The sequence below is a fragment of the Marinobacter sp. L-80 genome, assembly GCF_056859395.1.
In genome coordinates this window covers 43,896-59,716 of record NZ_JBSXOI010000059.1, presented here as the reverse complement: position 1 = coordinate 59,716, position 15,821 = coordinate 43,896, and the positions used below count along the sequence as shown (strand labels likewise).

18 protein-coding genes are annotated in these 15,821 nt (G+C 57.6%); 9 read left to right on the top strand and 9 right to left on the bottom strand.

Going from position 1 to position 15,821, the window contains the following annotated elements; genetic code table 11:
• Positions 1-127: 127 nt before the first annotated feature.
• Positions 128-301 carry a hypothetical protein gene (locus AC13E3_RS08705; RefSeq protein WP_482901910.1) on the bottom strand — a complete coding sequence of 58 codons (174 nt, stop codon included), beginning with the start codon at positions 299-301 and terminating at the stop codon, positions 128-130.
• Between the two features lie 254 nt (positions 302-555).
• On the opposite strand from AC13E3_RS08705, the gene AC13E3_RS08700 reads away from it, so the two are divergent.
• Genes AC13E3_RS08700 through AC13E3_RS08685 form a run of 4 tightly spaced genes read left to right on the top strand, consistent with a single transcriptional unit; the run spans position 556 to position 2,956 of the window.
• A complete protein-coding gene (locus AC13E3_RS08700) occupies positions 556-1,173 on the top strand; it encodes an RNA polymerase sigma factor (protein ID WP_273155801.1) in 618 nt (205 codons plus the stop codon).
• Positions 1,167-1,433, top strand: a complete 267-nt coding sequence (locus AC13E3_RS08695) for a zf-HC2 domain-containing protein (protein WP_008176876.1) — start codon at positions 1,167-1,169, stop codon at positions 1,431-1,433. The genes AC13E3_RS08700 and AC13E3_RS08695 overlap by 7 nt, the downstream gene beginning before the upstream one ends.
• Positions 1,430-1,741: an EthD family reductase gene (locus tag AC13E3_RS08690; RefSeq protein ID WP_008176874.1), complete on the top strand. Its 312-nt coding sequence runs from the start codon at positions 1,430-1,432 to the stop codon at positions 1,739-1,741. The genes AC13E3_RS08695 and AC13E3_RS08690 overlap by 4 nt, the downstream gene beginning before the upstream one ends.
• A gap of 42 nt (positions 1,742-1,783) precedes the next feature.
• Positions 1,784-2,956: an ADP-ribosylglycohydrolase family protein gene (locus AC13E3_RS08685; protein WP_008176872.1), complete on the top strand. Its 1,173-nt coding sequence runs from the start codon at positions 1,784-1,786 to the stop codon at positions 2,954-2,956.
• Between the two features lie 16 nt (positions 2,957-2,972).
• Here AC13E3_RS08685 and AC13E3_RS08680 read toward each other — a convergent pair whose 3' ends face one another.
• On the bottom strand, positions 2,973-3,665 hold the full coding sequence (locus tag AC13E3_RS08680) for a TVP38/TMEM64 family protein (RefSeq protein ID WP_104270410.1): 693 nt from the start codon (positions 3,663-3,665) through the stop codon (positions 2,973-2,975).
• 143 nt (positions 3,666-3,808) lie between these two features.
• Positions 3,809-4,831: a Fe(3+) ABC transporter substrate-binding protein gene (locus tag AC13E3_RS08675; protein ID WP_008176867.1), complete on the bottom strand. Its 1,023-nt coding sequence runs from the start codon at positions 4,829-4,831 to the stop codon at positions 3,809-3,811.
• Positions 4,832-5,024: 193 nt separating this feature from the next.
• Here AC13E3_RS08675 and AC13E3_RS08670 point away from each other — a divergent pair, with 193 nt between their 5' ends.
• Positions 5,025-6,140 (top strand): ABC transporter ATP-binding protein, encoded by a 1,116-nt coding sequence (locus AC13E3_RS08670; RefSeq protein ID WP_008176865.1) that lies wholly within the window; start codon positions 5,025-5,027, stop codon positions 6,138-6,140.
• Positions 6,141-6,147: 7 nt separating this feature from the next.
• On the opposite strand, the gene AC13E3_RS08665 is transcribed toward AC13E3_RS08670, so the two are convergent.
• From AC13E3_RS08665 to AC13E3_RS08655, 3 genes are all read right to left on the bottom strand, one after another.
• Positions 6,148-7,860, bottom strand: a complete 1,713-nt coding sequence (locus AC13E3_RS08665) for an ABC transporter permease (RefSeq protein ID WP_104270409.1) — start codon at positions 7,858-7,860, stop codon at positions 6,148-6,150.
• Between the two features lie 147 nt (positions 7,861-8,007).
• A complete protein-coding gene (locus AC13E3_RS08660) occupies positions 8,008-8,859 on the bottom strand; it encodes a UDP-2,3-diacylglucosamine diphosphatase (protein WP_482901909.1) in 852 nt (283 codons plus the stop codon).
• 177 nt (positions 8,860-9,036) lie between these two features.
• A complete protein-coding gene (locus tag AC13E3_RS08655) occupies positions 9,037-9,660 on the bottom strand; it encodes a YbhB/YbcL family Raf kinase inhibitor-like protein (protein WP_008176858.1) in 624 nt (207 codons plus the stop codon).
• A gap of 114 nt (positions 9,661-9,774) precedes the next feature.
• Here AC13E3_RS08655 and AC13E3_RS08650 point away from each other — a divergent pair, with 114 nt between their 5' ends.
• Positions 9,775-10,107: an ankyrin repeat domain-containing protein gene (locus tag AC13E3_RS08650; protein WP_008176856.1), complete on the top strand. Its 333-nt coding sequence runs from the start codon at positions 9,775-9,777 to the stop codon at positions 10,105-10,107.
• Positions 10,108-10,113: 6 nt separating this feature from the next.
• Entirely contained in the window at positions 10,114-10,857 is a 744-nt protein-coding gene (locus tag AC13E3_RS08645) for a spermidine synthase (RefSeq protein WP_482901908.1), read from the top strand.
• Positions 10,858-10,863: 6 nt separating this feature from the next.
• On the opposite strand, the gene AC13E3_RS08640 is transcribed toward AC13E3_RS08645, so the two are convergent.
• Together AC13E3_RS08640 and yghU are read right to left on the bottom strand one after the other, a co-directional pair.
• Complete coding sequence (locus AC13E3_RS08640) at positions 10,864-11,424, bottom strand: LOG family protein (RefSeq protein ID WP_273084128.1); 561 nt, start codon at positions 11,422-11,424, stop codon at positions 10,864-10,866.
• A complete protein-coding gene (gene yghU / locus AC13E3_RS08635; RefSeq protein ID WP_014578957.1) occupies positions 11,421-12,293 on the bottom strand; it encodes a glutathione-dependent disulfide-bond oxidoreductase in 873 nt (290 codons plus the stop codon). Before yghU ends, AC13E3_RS08640 begins: the two co-directional genes overlap by 4 nt.
• 109 nt (positions 12,294-12,402) lie before the next feature.
• Here yghU and AC13E3_RS08630 point away from each other — a divergent pair, with 109 nt between their 5' ends.
• Positions 12,403-14,511, top strand: coding sequence for a 4Fe-4S binding protein (locus tag AC13E3_RS08630; protein WP_482901907.1), 2,109 nt, complete (start codon positions 12,403-12,405; stop codon positions 14,509-14,511).
• Positions 14,512-14,537: 26 nt separating this feature from the next.
• On the opposite strand, the gene AC13E3_RS08625 is transcribed toward AC13E3_RS08630, so the two are convergent.
• On the bottom strand, positions 14,538-15,092 hold the full coding sequence (locus AC13E3_RS08625) for a carboxymuconolactone decarboxylase family protein (RefSeq protein ID WP_273017721.1): 555 nt from the start codon (positions 15,090-15,092) through the stop codon (positions 14,538-14,540).
• A gap of 117 nt (positions 15,093-15,209) precedes the next feature.
• Between AC13E3_RS08625 and AC13E3_RS08620 the strand changes: the two genes are divergently transcribed.
• Complete coding sequence (locus AC13E3_RS08620; RefSeq protein ID WP_008176841.1) at positions 15,210-15,815, top strand: TetR/AcrR family transcriptional regulator; 606 nt, start codon at positions 15,210-15,212, stop codon at positions 15,813-15,815.
• Positions 15,816-15,821 lie beyond the last annotated feature (6 nt).

Sequence of the window (15,821 nt, the reverse complement as noted above, 5' to 3'; positions counted from 1 at the left end):
ATCCAACAGGCCTCAAAGAAATGGACCATGCCGATCCGTGATTGGAAGCCGGCATTGAATCGCTTTATTATCGAATTCGGTGACCGCCTGGACGGCCACCTGTAATGGGGTGGGCAGTTACACAGATTTATTTACAGGCTCCCAGCACCGCAACCAACAGATTCTGATCGATCCAGTTACCGAGGGACTGTTGGTTTTCCTTCAGGTTCTCGAGAGTCAGAAGCTCGCTACCACCACTGGCAATAAACCCGACAACCACAGCCGCAATCAACGCGACCAGAATCCATTTCTTGAGTGTCATGAAATAATCCTTTCTACCTTGAACGTGATAACGAAGAGACACCGTAATCCCGGAAGTGTTACATCAAACCTTGGGCTCAGTGTTCGTTACCGGCTTACCGTTGTTGTACGTCGTTCGGCAACGCATTGTGTCAACGATTGCTCATGAATATCTAACAATTTGATTACACCGCCTACCGAATACGCCGGGAACTTATCGACCGATTTCCAAACTTACTGCTATTCTTGAACAATTGCTCATAAAAGGGAACGGTCATGACTGACTCAAGTCGGGAAAAGGAGATAGAACTGATTCAGGGCTTGAAAACGGGTGATAATGACTCTTTTCAGGAAGCAGTACGTGCCTACACCCCCGGCATGTTAGCAGTCGCCCGGTTCTATCTGGATCATTCCAGTGCAGAAGAAGCCGTTCAGGATTGCTGGGTTAAAGTTATTGATGCGATCCATGGCTTTGAAGGTCGTTCAGGTTTAAAAACCTGGTTGCACCGGGTTGTTGCCAACCGTTGCAAGAATCAGCTTCGATCGGCCAACAGGGAAGTCCCAACAGACTTTTCGGACAGCCTGGAGCCAGAACTGGCCCATCGTTTTAACGCCAAAGGACGCTGGGAGTTGCCACCCAAACTTCAATTCCATGAATCCGCCGACACCCTGATGGAGAACGGCGCCCTCAGCGATTGCCTCGACAAACACCTCTCCTCCCTTCCGGAAACCCAGCGCTCGGCGCTGATGCTCTACGAAGCCCACCAGCATAAATCCGATGACGTCTGTAACATTCTTGACGTCAGTGCCTCTAATCTTCGTGTTCTTTTGCATCGAGCGAGGCAAAAGATCTTTCTGATGGTGGAGAATTTCCAGGAGACCGGCGAATGCTGATGTGCAGGGATCTCGCGGTAATTGCCAGCGACTATATTGATGGCGAGCTGCCTGTTCTCCAGAACATGTCAGTCAAAATGCACCTGATGATGTGCAAGGACTGCCGGACCTTTATCGGCAATCTGCGGGCAAGCACCGACATGTTAAAAGCACATTCCTCTGGCGAGGCAGACGAGGAGCTTATCCGCAAGATTGACGAACGGGTGGCCGAGGCGCTAAAAGAGGGTCCCCGCGATTCCACAAACCGAGGCCCGAAATGATCAAAGTCAGTGTGATGTATCCGAAAACCGCAGAAAGCACCTTTGACCTTGCCTACTACCGAGACACGCACATGGCGTTGGTCCGCGACAGGCTGGGCGATGCCTGCAAGCGCACAGCCATCGAATCCGGGTTGGCCGGCGGCGCCCCGGGAGAGGGCCCCACTTACATTGCCATGGGCCACATGTATTTTGACTCTGTTGCCGATTTCCAGACCGCCTTCGGCCCCCATGCCAAGGAAATTCTTGGCGACATCCCGAACTTCACCAACGTTCAGCCAACGGTCCAGATCAGCGACGTTATCGAATAATCCTTCAGGTCGGACTCACAAACCGGACATCAAGGATCTCCCATGGTCAGCAATCTCCCTCCCGAAAGAAAAGGCGCCATCACCGCTGCTCTGGCAGGCGGCTGGGTCGCAGACGCAGCCAGCCTGGGTTTGCACTGGCTCTACAACAGCGAGCGCATTCTGGAGGTGGGTGGACAGTCGCCCGAATTCCTGCCTCCACGAGCCGAGTACTACACAAAGGGATTCGGTTACTTCGCTCACGAGGGGAAACAGGTTGGCGATGTGAGTCACTACGGCGCAGCCACCGGCGTGCTGACCGACAGCTTACTGGCCACCAACGGCAATCTGGACATCCGCGATTACCAGCGCCGGTTTCGTTCGTTCTTTGGGCCCGGTGGCCAGTGGCGGGGATTCATCGATAACCCGACACGGATCACGCTGGAGAATTTCAATGCGATCGAGCGCAAGGCGGTCGAGGAGGCGCAGTCCGGCATGCCGGATGATCTTTCCGACAAACAGAAGCGGATTCTGGTGCAGAAGGTCATGCCCTACACCCGCCGTCTGAGCGGCAGCGCGCTTGCGCAGCCGGTGCGGGAGGCCATCAGCCTGACGTACAAGGAAAAGGCCATTCAGGACGCCGGCGTTCATCTGGCGGAAACCATCGACCGCAATCTGGTACCGGCGAGTGGCGCCGACGACATGCAGTTGCCTGCGGTGTCCAAGCTGCCGCCACTCGTTGCCGCCCATAGCGGAAGCACAAACCTCCTGGACGTTGTTGAAGCAGCCGTGCGGGTTACCAATCACAACGACGAGGCCGTTGCCTGGGCAAAGTGTGCAGCGGTGCTTCTGGACGGGCTATTCAGGGGCGAGCCTCTTGCCAAGGCAATGAATTCGGCCATCGACGAAGCACCCGATCAGGCGTCCCTCAAACGGGCACTTGAGAGCTCGGAACTGAACGGCGTTGCTGCCGGTGACACGTTTGGCCGCACCTGTTACCTGCAGGAAGCCATGCCGGTCAGCTTTCACATTCTGAACACGGCCCGGAGCTACACCGAAGCCATCCGCGCCAACATTCATTGTGGTGGTGACTCCTGCGGTCGAGCCTGGCTGATTGGCCCGGCCATGGCCGCCATGCACGGTGTTGGCGGTGAGAACGGCATTCCTCTGAGCTGGCTCGCCAGGGTAACGGATGCTGCGACCGTCTATCAGGATATCGAGTCGCTTGTGGGAAATTGAGAATCTGCAGCGGGCATCAGACCCTTCCATCCAGCTGCAGCCAGCGAGCCAGACGGGAATGTGGGCGATGCCGCAGGTAAAGGGGCAACGTGCTCATGACCAGCAATACCGTAGCTGCCGCTATAACGGTCAGGGTGGGGTTAAGCTCGAGGGTATGCCCCAACCCGGCAAACACAAAGGTCATGGGTAACATTCCAATAACCGTTGCCAAGGCGTAACGCCAAAGGTGTATCGCCGTCACTCCGGCGGCATAGCTGATCAGGGCGAAGGAGAACACCGGGATTAACCGGGTGAGGAGGACTGCAATAAACAGGAACCGCTGTGACCCTCTGGCCGAGAATACCGGGTTGTTTTCGAGCTTCTGCTGAACAGCATCGCGACCAAGCACTCGCGCCAGATAAAAGGCAATCAGCGAACCCGCCAGTGCACCGGCTACCGCGATTGCCGTTCCGTTGAACATTCCGTAAACCAGGCCGGACGCCGCACTGATCGGCAACGTGGGTATTGGCCCGACCACGACAGCAAGAACCATCAGGAGCATCAGTAATACCGGCCCAAGAGTCCCATGACTGGCAAACCAGTCGGACAGCACCGTTGGTGCAAAGCTGGCAGGCATGCCCAGTTGCCGCAGCAGAAGCCAGATCATGGCCATCAAAAACGCGACAATGGCAAGAAAGGAGAGACGGAAAACCAGCGGCGATCGGGTCATCCGGCTATTCTACCCGCTCATCAGGTAACAGGAAGCACAGCCGGTGCCTCGATAAAATAAAAAGGGCCGGATGTCTTACCAACATCCGGCCCTTGGGCACGCTCTCTCAAGCGTAATCTGCGATCAATTTCGTGATACTTCGATTAACGCCAGCCCACACGGTCGAAGATCTTCACCGCTTCCGGATTGTTGGTGCCCAGTACGCTCACATTGATGTCATCAATGTTCAGGTTGCCCCAGGAATCCAGCACCGGATTCTTCAGTACACCGTCTACCGCCGGGAACTCGTGATTGCTCTCAGCGAAGATCTGCTGGGCGGTATCGGAGGACAGGAACTCCAGGAACCGGACAGCGTTGTCGCGGTTAGGCGCGGTAGCCACCACACCCGCACCACCGATGTTGGCGTGAACACCACGGCCATCCTGGTTCGGGAAGATAATGCCAACCTCCCGGGCCACTTCACGGTCTGCAACATCATCAGAGTTCAGCAGGCGCGCGTAGTAGTAATGGTTGCCAACCGCCAGGTTGCATTCACCGGCAGCCACAGCACGGATCTGATCGGTGTCGCCACCCTGGGGATCACGGGCCATGTTATTGACTACGCCCTGCGCCCACTCCTCAGCGCCTTCTTCGCCGTGGTACTCAACGAGGCTGGCCAGCAATGACTGGTTGTAGATGTTGCTGGAGGACCGGATGCAGATCTCGCCCTTGAATTCCGGCTTGGCCAGGTCCTCGTACTGACTGATCCGGGAAGGATCAAAGTCTGAACGATCGTAGTAGATCACGCGCAGACGCTGACTGAAGCCGAACCAATGCCCTTCCGGATGACGCAGGGAATCCGGCAGACGGCTGTTCAGAACTTCCGAATCCACCGGCTGGAAGATGCCTTCCTGGTCGGCTCGCCAGAGGTTACCCGCGTCAACGGTAATCAGGATATCGGCCGGGCTGGCGACACCTTCTCGCTGGATTCGCTGGATCAACGCATCGGACTTCCCCTCAATCAGGTTGACCTTGATGCCGGTCTCCTCGGTGAAGGCGTTATAAATTGCCTGGTCCGAATCGTAGTGCCGCGCAGAGTACAGGTTGACTTCACTCGCGGAGACACTCGTTGCTGCCAGTGTTGTTGCCAGGGCAGCGGCTGCCAACTTCGCTTTATGAGATACCACGGGATCTCTCCTTGGTTGCTAATTACTATTGCAGGTGAAAACGATTAGTATTTAGATGCGATTTAAACGAACCCGGGCATAGAAGTCAATAAATAGGAATCAGTCGCTTTTACGTATTCAATACACAATCAGACGCAACAAGCTTACAATTGCACCTCCACTGGAGTTTGAACCGGGAGGCTGGATCGGCACCATGAGCATTTATCAGGAAAGCCCAACCTACAGCGACCAACTCGAGAACGGCCTGTCGGGCCCGTCATTGATGCTTGACCGCGTGCATTGCCAATTCCATGGCGATAGCGTTGTCAAAGACATCAACCTGCATCTGGAAGCAGGCGAGGTTGTCTGCCTCCTCGGCCCTTCTGGCTGCGGCAAAACAACGCTGCTGCGTATCGCTGCAGGCCTCCAGACGCCGTCCCGCGGCAAAGTCTTTCTCGGCAGCTCCCTGGTTTCGGCACCCGGTGGCGTGCAGGTACCCCCGGAAAAGCGGAATGTGGGCCTGGCATTCCAGGAATCTGCACTCTTCCCCCATCTGACGGTGCTGGAGAACGTCTGCTTCGGCATCAGCTCCATGCCGAAAAAGCAGCAACGTACGCGCGCACTCGAACTGTTGGGGCGCCTGGGCATGGCCGATGCCGCCAATGTTTACCCACATACCCTCTCAGGTGGTCAGCAGCAGCGGGTAGCCCTGGCCAGGGCCCTTGCTCCGTCGCCACGGGTCATGCTGCTGGACGAACCATTCTCCAGCCTCGACGCCCGGCTGCGCGACCAGATTCGGGACGATACACTGCATGTGCTGAAAGAGCTGAACACGGCCACTCTTCTGGTTACTCATGACCCGGAGGAAGCCATGTTCATGGCAGATCGGATCGCACTGATGCGAGACGGAGAGATCGTGCAAACGGGAACTCCTACAGACCTTTACTGCAATCCTGCCGAGCCGTTCGTGGTCAACTTTTTCGGGCAGGTGAACGAACATCGCGGCGTTGTCCACAACGGCGTGGTGACAACGCCATTGGGCCACCTGGAAGCTAAAGGTTTTGAGGACGGCAGCAGCGCTAGAATTCTGATCCGTCCGGAGGCGGTCAAAGTCAGGCAACTTGAAGGACAGGCCGGTGATGACCGCACCAGCCATGTTCTGATGTCCCGACTGCTCGGCCCGACCAGTCTGTTGCATATTTGTGCTCACGGGCCGGACGGGCAGGAAATGCACCTGCATGCAAAAGTGCCCGGGGTGTTTCTGCCGGAAGAGGGACAGGCTGTCTCGCTTGAGCTGGATATGTCGCAGGTTTTTCTGTTCGCCGAGTAAACCGTGGCTACCCCGTTTTACTTCCCGGGCGGGACCGACGCATCGCCAGGCTCAGAATGACCACGGGAATGATCCCGACCACAACAATGGCGAGGGAGGACATGGCCGACTCGGCCAATCGCTCGTCAGAGGCCAGGCTGTAGGCACGGACCGCCAGGGTATCGAAGTTGAACGGCCGGAGTATGATGGTCGCCGGCAACTCCTTCATCACGTCCACAAACACCAGTATACCGGCCGCCAGCAGGCTACTGCGCATGATCGGCGTATGAACCTTGCGCAAGGTACCACCGGCGGTTTGACCGAGGGTTCGCGCAGCTGCGTCCATTGAGGGCGTAACCTTCCCCAGACTGGCCTCAACCGTATTGAAGGAGACGGCCAGGAATCTCACCGTGTAGGCGTAGATCAGGACAAAAGCGCTGCCACTGAGTACCAGACCCACCATGAAACCAAAGTTGTCACGAAGAAAGAGATTGAGCTTCTGATCCAGCCAGGCCAGCGGAATCATGATGCCCACGGCAATGACAGACCCTGGGATGGCATAGCCCATGGCCGCAATCCGGTTCGCACTCCGGACCCAGGAGCTGGGATTCAGCCGTGCGCCGTAACTCAGCATTACAGCAAGCGTAACGGCAACCAGCGCCGCGCTTGAGGCGAGTATCAGACTGTTGAACGCGAATTCCAGAAAACGCGTCCCGAAAAGGCTGTCGCCGGTCGTAATCGCCATTTCCAGCAGAATCAGGGCCGGAACAATAAAACCAATAAGAACAGGCAGGAAACACACTGCAAAGGCGAGCGCAGCCTGACCTGAATTCAGCGAATACTCGGGCAATGCCTGGTACCGTGCCGAGGTATGGTATTGCTTGCCACCGCGGGAAACGCGTTCCAGAACAACAACAAGAACCACGAACACCAGCAGGCAGGCTGCGAGCTGAGCCGCTGCAACCGGCTCACCCAGGCCAAACCAGGTCCGGTAGATTCCGGTGGTGAAGGTATCGACGCCAAAGAACTGGACTGCCCCGAACTCGTTCAGTGTTTCCATCAGGACCAGCGAAACGCCGCCGATGATCCCAGGACGGGACAGCGGCAGAGCAATGCGTTTGAACATACGCCATGGCCCCAGGCCCAGAGTGCGGCCAACATCAAGTGCACTTACCGACTGCTCCATGAACGACGCCCGGGCAAGCAGGTACACGTAGGGGTAGAGCACCATGGTAATCAGCAGGGCAGCACCGCCCAGGGACCGGATATCCGGAAAGTAATAGTCGCCAAACTCCCAGCCGAACCAGTCGCGCAAGGCGCTTTGTAGTGGCCCCGCAAACTGCAGGAAATCCGTGTAAGCATAGGCAATAACGTAGGTTGGCACCGCCAGCGGCAGCAGAAGGGCCCACTCGAACAGCCGCCTGCCGGGAAACCGGCACATAACCACCAGCCAGGCGCAGGCAGTGCCAATCAGGGTGGTTCCTACAGCCACAGAGACACTGAGCACCACGGTGTTACTGAGGTATCTTCCAAGAACCGTGCTGACAAGGTGTTGCCAGACTTCACCGGACGGGAAAAACACATGGGCAAGGATGACCAGCACTGGCATCGCAACCAGCAGGGCGATCACGAGGGTGCTGACCGTCCAGGCATTGAAACGACGCGCGCGATGACTGGCGGCGCCGGTTCCGGGGCCAGCGCCAGCAAAACCGCTTGTCTGTGATGTCGTATGTTCAGCCATAAAGCCTATGAAGGGCTGGTAGGGACACGGAGTATAAGGGATACGATGGCGTTATGAAAAATAGCCACCCTGAAGGAGGGATATTGAAGTCTCGATCGGCCTGAGCGAGTGCCAGGGTGGGCGACCGAGGTCGCCGCACACCTCTGCTCAGCTGACGAGCCGGTTGACCTGCTCCACGAACGCTGTGGGCAGGGCATCAATCACCGGCCGGGCGTCTCCGCAAACATCCGGATGGGGGGCGTCAGGCTCTCTGGCCAGAACATTTGGGTTTTCCGACCAATGCAGCAGCTCCAGTGTGCCGTTCTCCTGCTCCACCAGCGCCGTGCAGTGTTCTACCCAATCGCCGTCATTGCAGTAAAGACCATCTTCGCTGCGCAGGAAGCCGGCGGAGTGGATGTGGCCGCAGATAAAACCGTCGTAGTTGCCCTTTTCCGCGACCGTCAGCGCCGCCAGTTCAAACCGCCGGATGAACGTGCGCGCCTTGCCGATTCTGCTCTTTACCCAGGCTGCCAGCGACCAGTAGGGCTTGCCCTTGAGCCGGCGCCAGGCGTTGAACCAGCGGTTCAGGCGGAGCAGGATACCGTGGGCACGGTCACCGACCAGAAGCATCAGCGGGCTGCAACGCACCACCTGGTCAAACTGGTCGCCGTGGCAGACCATGAAGCGTCGACCATCTGCGGTGGTGTGTATGGCCTTGTAGCGCAGCTCAATACCGGCAATGGTCTGGCCGCAGAACCGGCGCAGGAAATCGTCGTGGTTACCGGGCACATAGACCACCCGCGTTCCACTGGCAGCCAGCTCAATGAGTTTGTGAATGACGGCCTGATGGGAATCCGGGAAGTGAACCCGTCGCTGCATCCCAATCAGGTCGATGATATCGCCCACCAGATACAGAGTTTCGCAGCGGACCTGGTTCAGGAAATCCAGCAGATACTCGGCCTGGCAGTCAGCCGTGCCCAGGTGCACATCGGAAATGAAAACGCTCCGGTAGCTCCGCATCTTGCCTCCCGTCTTTCAACCATTCCGGATGCTGACACCTTGGCAAGACCGGGTGACGGGGACATGACAACAACAAGACACTTCTGTGACGTTCAGAAAGGAATCAGGGGGAGGGAACGATGGCTATCCGGTAACCGATTGGGTTACCGGAATATCACTGCTCGGTGTCTGAATCCGTTAGCGCAGGTCCGGATTCAGGGTGTAGGTACCCGTCACCCGGGCGCTGGCCAGTACGTGGCCTGCCATGGCTTCGCGCACATCGTTACCATCGAACTCGCCATCCAGGGCAAGGGTATCCACATCCAGTGCATGCACCTCGAAGTGGTAGTGATGGATAATCTCATCGTTCCAGGGCGGACAGGGACCATCGTACCCGGCGTAGGTGCCGTTCATGTCGGGATTGCCCGCCAGGAACTGGGTGTAATTGTTCACGCCGCGGATACCGATGGGACCGGGCCCCGGCTCCTTGCCCTTGGGAATCACGCCATCGCTGTCTTCGCCTTCCGGAATCCGGGTGGTGCCGGCAGGCACATCCACCAGCAGCCAGTGGAAAAAATCGACCCTCGGGATGTCCCTGGAAACCGTCTTGCCTTCCTGGTTTACATCATCCGCAACGCTGGGCACGTCCGGATCAAACATCATCACCACGAAGCTTTTCGTGCCCTCGGGCGCACCGTCCCAGACAACTTCGGGGTTCCGGTTGGGACCGAAGCTCATGTGGTCATCTTCGCTGTATACCCCGAATGCGAATTTCTCGGGAATCGGCTGGCCTTCTTCGATGCCTTCAACCTGCAGTTTCACGGCGTTGCCTCCTGTCGTTTTTAGCCTTGGGCTCATTGACTGTGTCTGGGACAGTCTCATTCTGTGATAATACGTTTTTAACACAAAATCGATTGAACTGACCACGGAGCCCCGATGAGCCAACAGAAGCCCGGCAAGCCGCAACAACCCGCGAACCAGAAAGACGAGGATGCGGTTGCCTTCGCCCAGGGTATTTTCGAACTGGCCCGCAACGGCGGTGCCGGACCTCTGAGCGTGATGCTTGATGCCGGCGTCCCGGTGAACATGCGCACCAGCGAGGGCGAGACCCTGCTGATCCTCGCCAGCAAGCACGGCCACCCGGAAACGGTACGCCTGCTGCTGGAAAAAGGCGCCGATCGCGAAGCGAAGGACAGCAACGGCAATACCGCTCTGTCGCTGGCAAAAACCGACAGCGTAAAGCGCCTGTTCGAAGAATCCGGCCGGTAAGCCGGCATGTTCAACAAAGGCGAGATTATCCACCACACCCGGGATGCCCTGGGCAGCATTCTGGTGGTCGATTACCGCAAACACCGGGTGCTTACCTTCAATTCGGTGTTCGAGCAAAGCAAGATTGATCGCCGATTTCCCTATCTGCCAGTCCATGAGTACAACCGGGCCATGATGCTGCCGGCGGTCTTTGCCAACCCTCGCCACGTCACCATTCTGGGTCTGGGCGGCGGCGTGATGGCGGGCGCTTTTCACCATCTTTATCCCGAGTGTCGGATACACGCCGTCGAACTGCGCCAGGCGGTACTGGACACTGCCAGGGAATTTTTTGATCTGCCCGGCAGTGAGCGCCTTGAGGTAACCATTGCCGATGCCCGGGATGCCCTGGAAAAGCTGCCTGAGGCGAGCACGGATATGATTCTGGCCGATCTGTACAACGCAGACCGGATGAGCCCTGCACAGGCCCAGAAACAGTTTGTGGATGAGTGCACCCGGGTGCTCACGGCGGACGGCTGGCTGGTGCTGAATTACCACCGGACCCCGGATGTCCAGGGGGCTTACTTCCGGCGGCTCAAGAGGCACTTTGCGGTGCTTCTTGGCTTTCGAAGCAAAAGTAACAACACCGTGGTTTATGCCAGCAAACAGCACTTCCAGTCGGTGCATCCCAAAGATCCGGTGTTGGCGGAACTTGAAAGCCGGCTGCCGATTGACTGGCGCCGGCTGATGGCGAAGGTCAGCCGGATGGAGTGAGGTCGCTCACAACCATTTTTCTTCGGGGCTCTGATAACCCTCAAAGGCTCGGTGAAGGGTCGCGGGCTGATCGGTCTGGATCAGCATGTCGATATATTGCTGCTTGAGAAAACCCGCCCGCTCCATGGTTTGCGCCATCGCCAGCAACGGGTCAAAAAACCCGTTGACGTTGTAGATGGCACAAGGCTTCTGGTGCAGCCCCAACTGGCCCCAGGTCCAGGCTTCGAACAGCTCTTCCAGCGTGCCAATACCACCCGGCAATGCGACAAAGCCGTCGGCCAGATCCGCCATCAGGGCCTTGCGCTCGTGCATGTTTTTAACCACATGCAACTCGGTCAGACCGGAGTGGGCCAGTTCCCGGTCTCGCAGGTGCTCGGGGATCACCCCGTGAACCCTGCCGCCGGCGGCCAATACCGAATCGGCCACGATGCCCATCAGACCGACATGGCCTCCGCCGAACACCAGCTCAGTACCATTGCGACCGAAGTAATCACCCAGCTCCCGGGCCTTGTCCGCGTACAGCGGATCATTTCCGGACCGGGAGCCGCAATAAACCGCGACCTTCATTCACCGTCACCAATCTTGTCCTGGGTTTGGGTCTCGAAATCACTGGCGTCGTGACGCTCGTGCAGCTGGCTGCTCGGCTCACCCCAGGCCCGGTTGACCATGCGGCCACGCCTGACCGCCGGGCGCTGGGCGATCTCATCCGCCCAGCGAATGACGTTGGTATAGGTGTGGGCTTCCAGGAACTCGGCCGCGTCATACACCTTGTTTTTCACCAGGGCGCCGTACCAGGGCCAGATCGCCATATCGGCGATGGTGTATTCATCGCCCGCGATGTAGCGGTTATTGGCCAGCTGCCGGTCGAGCACATCCAGCTGACGCTTGACTTCCATGGTGTAGCGGTTGATCGGGTACTCGTAGTATTCCGGCGCGTAGGCGTAGAAATGACCGAAGCCGCCACCGAGCATGGGCGCACTGCCCATCTGCCAGAACAGCCAGTTCATGGTCTCCGCGCGTCCGGCGATGTCACTGGGCAGGAACGCCCCGAATTTTTCCGCCAGGTAAAGCAGGATGGACCCGGATTCGAACAGGCGGATGGACGGGGTGACACTGTGGTCCACCATGGCCGGGATCTTGGAGTTGGGGTTCACTTCCACAAACCCGCTGCCAAACTGATCGCCCTCGGTAATCCTGACGAGCCACGCATCGTACTCGGCGTCCTTGATACCCAGCTCCAGCAGCTCCTCCAGCATCACCGTTACTTTCACGCCGTTGGGCGTCGCCAGCGAATAAAGCTGCAACGGATGCTTGCCAACCGGTAGCGCCTTGTCGTGGGTCGGACCGGCGATCGGGCGATTGATACTGGCAAACCGACCTCCGCTCTCAGAGTCCCATTTCCAGACTTTGGGTGGCGTGTAGGTAGCGTCGGTCATGGCATTTCTCCTCACAAAGTAGCATTCAGCTGGCTCCGAGGTCGCATTGAGCCCGGGGCCGAAAACTCTAGCATGGAAGTTCAAACAAAAAGAACCACAGGAGTACCCCATGGCAGGGCGCATCGTGCTCCTTCTTGCCTGTCTGTTTTTAGTGCCCCCGGTTCACGCCGAGCTGTCAGACAGCAAGCGGGCGCTGATTCAGGAGCTGTTTCCCTCGGCAACGGTCATTGAAGACAAGCTGCCCGATTTTCCCGTGTACCCGGTGTATCAACTCCAGGAACTGCTTGGCTATGCCTACGAAACCGCAGACCATAGCCGCCTACAGGGCTTTGCCGGCAAACCGATCAGCATGCTGATCGGCCTCGACAGCAAAGGGCGTTTCACCGGCATCAAGGTGCTGAATCACCACGAGCCGGTTTTTCTCCATGGCCTGGGCGAAGGCCCCCTGTTCGACTTTGTAGACCAATACGAAGGGCATTCGTTACAAGAGCAGATTATTGTCAGCACCTCCAACTCCAGCCGTTCCGGACGAACCAGCGACGGCAACGTGGTGCACTTTGACGGTGTCAGCAAGGCCACGGTTTCGGTCCTGATCATCAACGACACCGTGCTCTCTTCAGCCCTCAAGGTGGCCCGCAAGAAACTCGAGGGCTTTGCCCAGAGCGCACCCACACGGGCGAAACCGGATTTCTACCAGCCCATGTCCTGGCAGCAACTGGTGGATCGCGGTTACATCGGACACTGGCAAATTGCCGCCGAGTCCATCGAGGCCGAGCTGGGCCGGCCTCTTTCAGACTACCCCATGGACATCGAACCCGCAGACGGCGAACCTTTTACCGAGCTTTTCTTCGCCTACATCAATTCGCCCATGGTGGGACGGAACCTGCTTGGAGACGATGGCTACCAGCGACTTATGGAACGGCTGGATGATGGCGCACAGGTTCTGGCCGTCATGTCCCGCGGCGCCTTTCCCCATGTTTCCCGCGAGTTCGTCCCCGGCAGTTCTCCCGACCGTGTCGGCCTTACCCAGAACAACCTTGCCGTGGAGATGCGCGACCTGAACCTGCTGGACCAGAATCTAGATTTCCGGGCGGCCGGCATCCCGTCATTCGATGCCGGAAACCTGTTCCGCGTGGGCGGTAACGCCGGTTTTAACCCAGGAGCGGAAGCCAATCTGAAGCTCAATGTCGAACTGGCCCGCAATCACCTGATGGTGGACCGCACATCCCTGAATATCCCGGTTCGGTTCAACGAAGAACTGTTCGAAACCGTCGAGGTTGCTCCCAACCCGGAGGACACCCGTCAACCGGTCTGGATCGGCCTTTGGAAAGAACGTTGGTGGCAGATTTCACTGCTGGTAATCGGCCTGACCGTTCTGACCGTGTTCTTCGCCCGCCAGAAAACCCTGAGCCGCAACCCGAAGCTGGTACACCGGTTCCGCTGGGGATTCCTGTTTTTCACTTTGTTTTTCATTGGCTTCTACGCCCAGGGCCAGCTTTCGGTGGTTAACATCTACACCCTGTTCCTGGCGATCTGGGACGGTTTCTCTCTCAATGTTTTCCTGCTGGATCCGATCATCTTCATACTCTGGATCTACACCTTCGTGACCCTGTTCATCTGGGGCCGGGGCCTGTTTTGTGGCTGGCTCTGCCCGTTTGGCGCCCTGCAGGAAATGGCCGCCTGGCTTGGCGAAAAACTGAAATTCCGCCAGATCAAGGTGCCCGAGCACTGGCACCGGCGACTGATTCTGCTCAAATACCCGATTCTGCTCACTCTGGTGGGCACGGCCTTTTATTCCCTGACCATCGCCGAGAAGCTGGCGGAAGTGGAGCCTTTTAAAACCAGCATAACCCTGTTTTTCGTTCGCTCCTGGCCCTTCGTTCTCTACGCCGTCGGCCTGCTTGTGATCGGCATGTTCATCCACAAATTCTACTGCCGCTATTTGTGCCCACTTGGCGCCGGCCTCGCAGTGCTTGGCCGGCTCCGACTGTTCAGATGGCTGGACCGGGTCGAGTTATGCGGCAACCCCTGCCAGCACTGCAAGAATGAGTGCGGTATCAATGCCATTCGCAAGGATGGCCGGATCGATTACGACGAATGCATTCAGTGCCTGGAATGCGTCGTTATTCTCGAAGACGACACCCGGTGCGTCGACAAGCGGCTCGAGACCAAAAAACGATCAAGACAGGCGAACATACTGGCAACGGACGCGGGCTGACCCGTCCCGTTGCCGCGAAGCCCGGATTATTGCTTCTTCTGCCATTCAAACTTCTTGAACGGCTCATCAACGGGCGTCTCCGCAATGTGGTTGACGTAGTTACTCATGACTTTCTGGGACAACACCAGAATCACTTCCAGCACCTGGCGGTGCTGGTAACCCGCTTCGTAAAACGCGTCCAGATCCTCTTTGCTGACATTGCCGTGTTTGCGCATGACCGCAAGAGTGAAGGTTCTGAGCGCCTCGAGCTTGTCGCTCGGCAGCGGCGTTTCGTCCCGCAGTGCATTGGTAATGTCGTCAGACACATCCATCATTTTGGCAATCCCGGTATGGGCCGGAACGCAGTAATGACAGGCGTTTTCCACGTTGATGGTCTGCCAGACGACGGTCTTTTCATCATTATCAAAGCTGCTGTCCAGCACGAGTTGATGCAGTTGCTGGTAACCCTCAAGAATGCCCGGCGCCTCCGCCATGACCGCATGCAGGCCAGGAATCATGCCGAACGCCTTGAGCGAGTTGTCCAGCAATGGTCTGGATTTCTCCGGTGCCGTGTCTTTGTCATGAAGGGGGAAATCTGTCATTGCTAACTCCTTTATTGAATGATTGCTCAATCACTACTTCAGGCTAGCTGTTATTGAGCGGTCATTCAAGATATAATTGAGCAGTCATTCAAATCACTACGATGGTGAATTGTTGTTATGGCCAGACACGCACGCTATGACCGAAAAACCGCTCTGGAAAAGGCCGTTGGCCTGTTCTGGGAGAAGGGCTATCACGGCAGCTCCATGAAGCAGATCGAGCAGGCCCTCGATATGCGGCCGGGCAGCATCTACGCCACGTTTGGCAGCAAGGACGGTCTGTTTTCAGAAGCTCTGGCCGCCTATGCGGAACAGGGCGGCCGGGAGTTGGCCGTTCACCTCAAGGGTTTTGATTCCATTGTTGACGGCCTTCAGGACTATCTGCGCGGCATCGCCTGCAGTTGCGGCGACGGAAGCGCGGCACCCTCACGAGCCTGCATGATCGTGAAAACGCTGCTGGAATCCAGCAATACGCATTCGGCCCTGGCGGACCAGGCCAACAGCATTCTTGCTGCGATCGAGGGATCTCTTGCAGACCTGGTAGAGCAGGCTCGGGTGAAAGGGGAGCTGGCGCAATCCGTAGACAGCCGTCGACTTGCCCGACTCCTGCAGGCGCAGATCATGGGCCTGAGATCCATGGGTGAACGCAATCTGGATCCGCAAGCCATGAAAGACCTTGGTGACGATATGGCCGCCATCCTGGACGGGTATCGCACCCAGCATTAGACCCGC

What these genes read in the sequence shown, in the direction of transcription:
- AC13E3_RS08670 (WP_008176865.1), top strand. Translation starts at nt 5,025, where the DNA reads ATGAGCATTTATCAGGAAAGCCCAACCTACAGCGACCAACTCGAGAAC.
- AC13E3_RS08645 (WP_482901908.1), top strand. Translation starts at nt 10,114, where the DNA reads ATGTTCAACAAAGGCGAGATTATCCACCACACCCGGGATGCCCTGGGC.
- AC13E3_RS08685 (WP_008176872.1), top strand. Translation starts at nt 1,784, where the DNA reads ATGGTCAGCAATCTCCCTCCCGAAAGAAAAGGCGCCATCACCGCTGCT.
- yghU (WP_014578957.1), bottom strand. Translation starts at nt 12,293, where the DNA reads ATGACCGACGCTACCTACACGCCACCCAAAGTCTGGAAATGGGACTCT.
- AC13E3_RS08630 (WP_482901907.1), top strand. Translation starts at nt 12,403, where the DNA reads ATGGCAGGGCGCATCGTGCTCCTTCTTGCCTGTCTGTTTTTAGTGCCC.
- AC13E3_RS08700 (WP_273155801.1), top strand. Translation starts at nt 556, where the DNA reads ATGACTGACTCAAGTCGGGAAAAGGAGATAGAACTGATTCAGGGCTTG.
- AC13E3_RS08690 (WP_008176874.1), top strand. Translation starts at nt 1,430, where the DNA reads ATGATCAAAGTCAGTGTGATGTATCCGAAAACCGCAGAAAGCACCTTT.
- AC13E3_RS08695 (WP_008176876.1), top strand. Translation starts at nt 1,167, where the DNA reads ATGCTGATGTGCAGGGATCTCGCGGTAATTGCCAGCGACTATATTGAT.
- AC13E3_RS08705 (WP_482901910.1), bottom strand. Translation starts at nt 301, where the DNA reads ATGACACTCAAGAAATGGATTCTGGTCGCGTTGATTGCGGCTGTGGTT.
- AC13E3_RS08640 (WP_273084128.1), bottom strand. Translation starts at nt 11,424, where the DNA reads ATGAAGGTCGCGGTTTATTGCGGCTCCCGGTCCGGAAATGATCCGCTG.
- AC13E3_RS08665 (WP_104270409.1), bottom strand. Translation starts at nt 7,860, where the DNA reads ATGGCTGAACATACGACATCACAGACAAGCGGTTTTGCTGGCGCTGGC.
- AC13E3_RS08660 (WP_482901909.1), bottom strand. Translation starts at nt 8,859, where the DNA reads ATGCGGAGCTACCGGAGCGTTTTCATTTCCGATGTGCACCTGGGCACG.
- AC13E3_RS08625 (WP_273017721.1), bottom strand. Translation starts at nt 15,092, where the DNA reads ATGACAGATTTCCCCCTTCATGACAAAGACACGGCACCGGAGAAATCC.
- AC13E3_RS08680 (WP_104270410.1), bottom strand. Translation starts at nt 3,665, where the DNA reads ATGACCCGATCGCCGCTGGTTTTCCGTCTCTCCTTTCTTGCCATTGTC.
- AC13E3_RS08650 (WP_008176856.1), top strand. Translation starts at nt 9,775, where the DNA reads ATGAGCCAACAGAAGCCCGGCAAGCCGCAACAACCCGCGAACCAGAAA.
- AC13E3_RS08620 (WP_008176841.1), top strand. Translation starts at nt 15,210, where the DNA reads ATGGCCAGACACGCACGCTATGACCGAAAAACCGCTCTGGAAAAGGCC.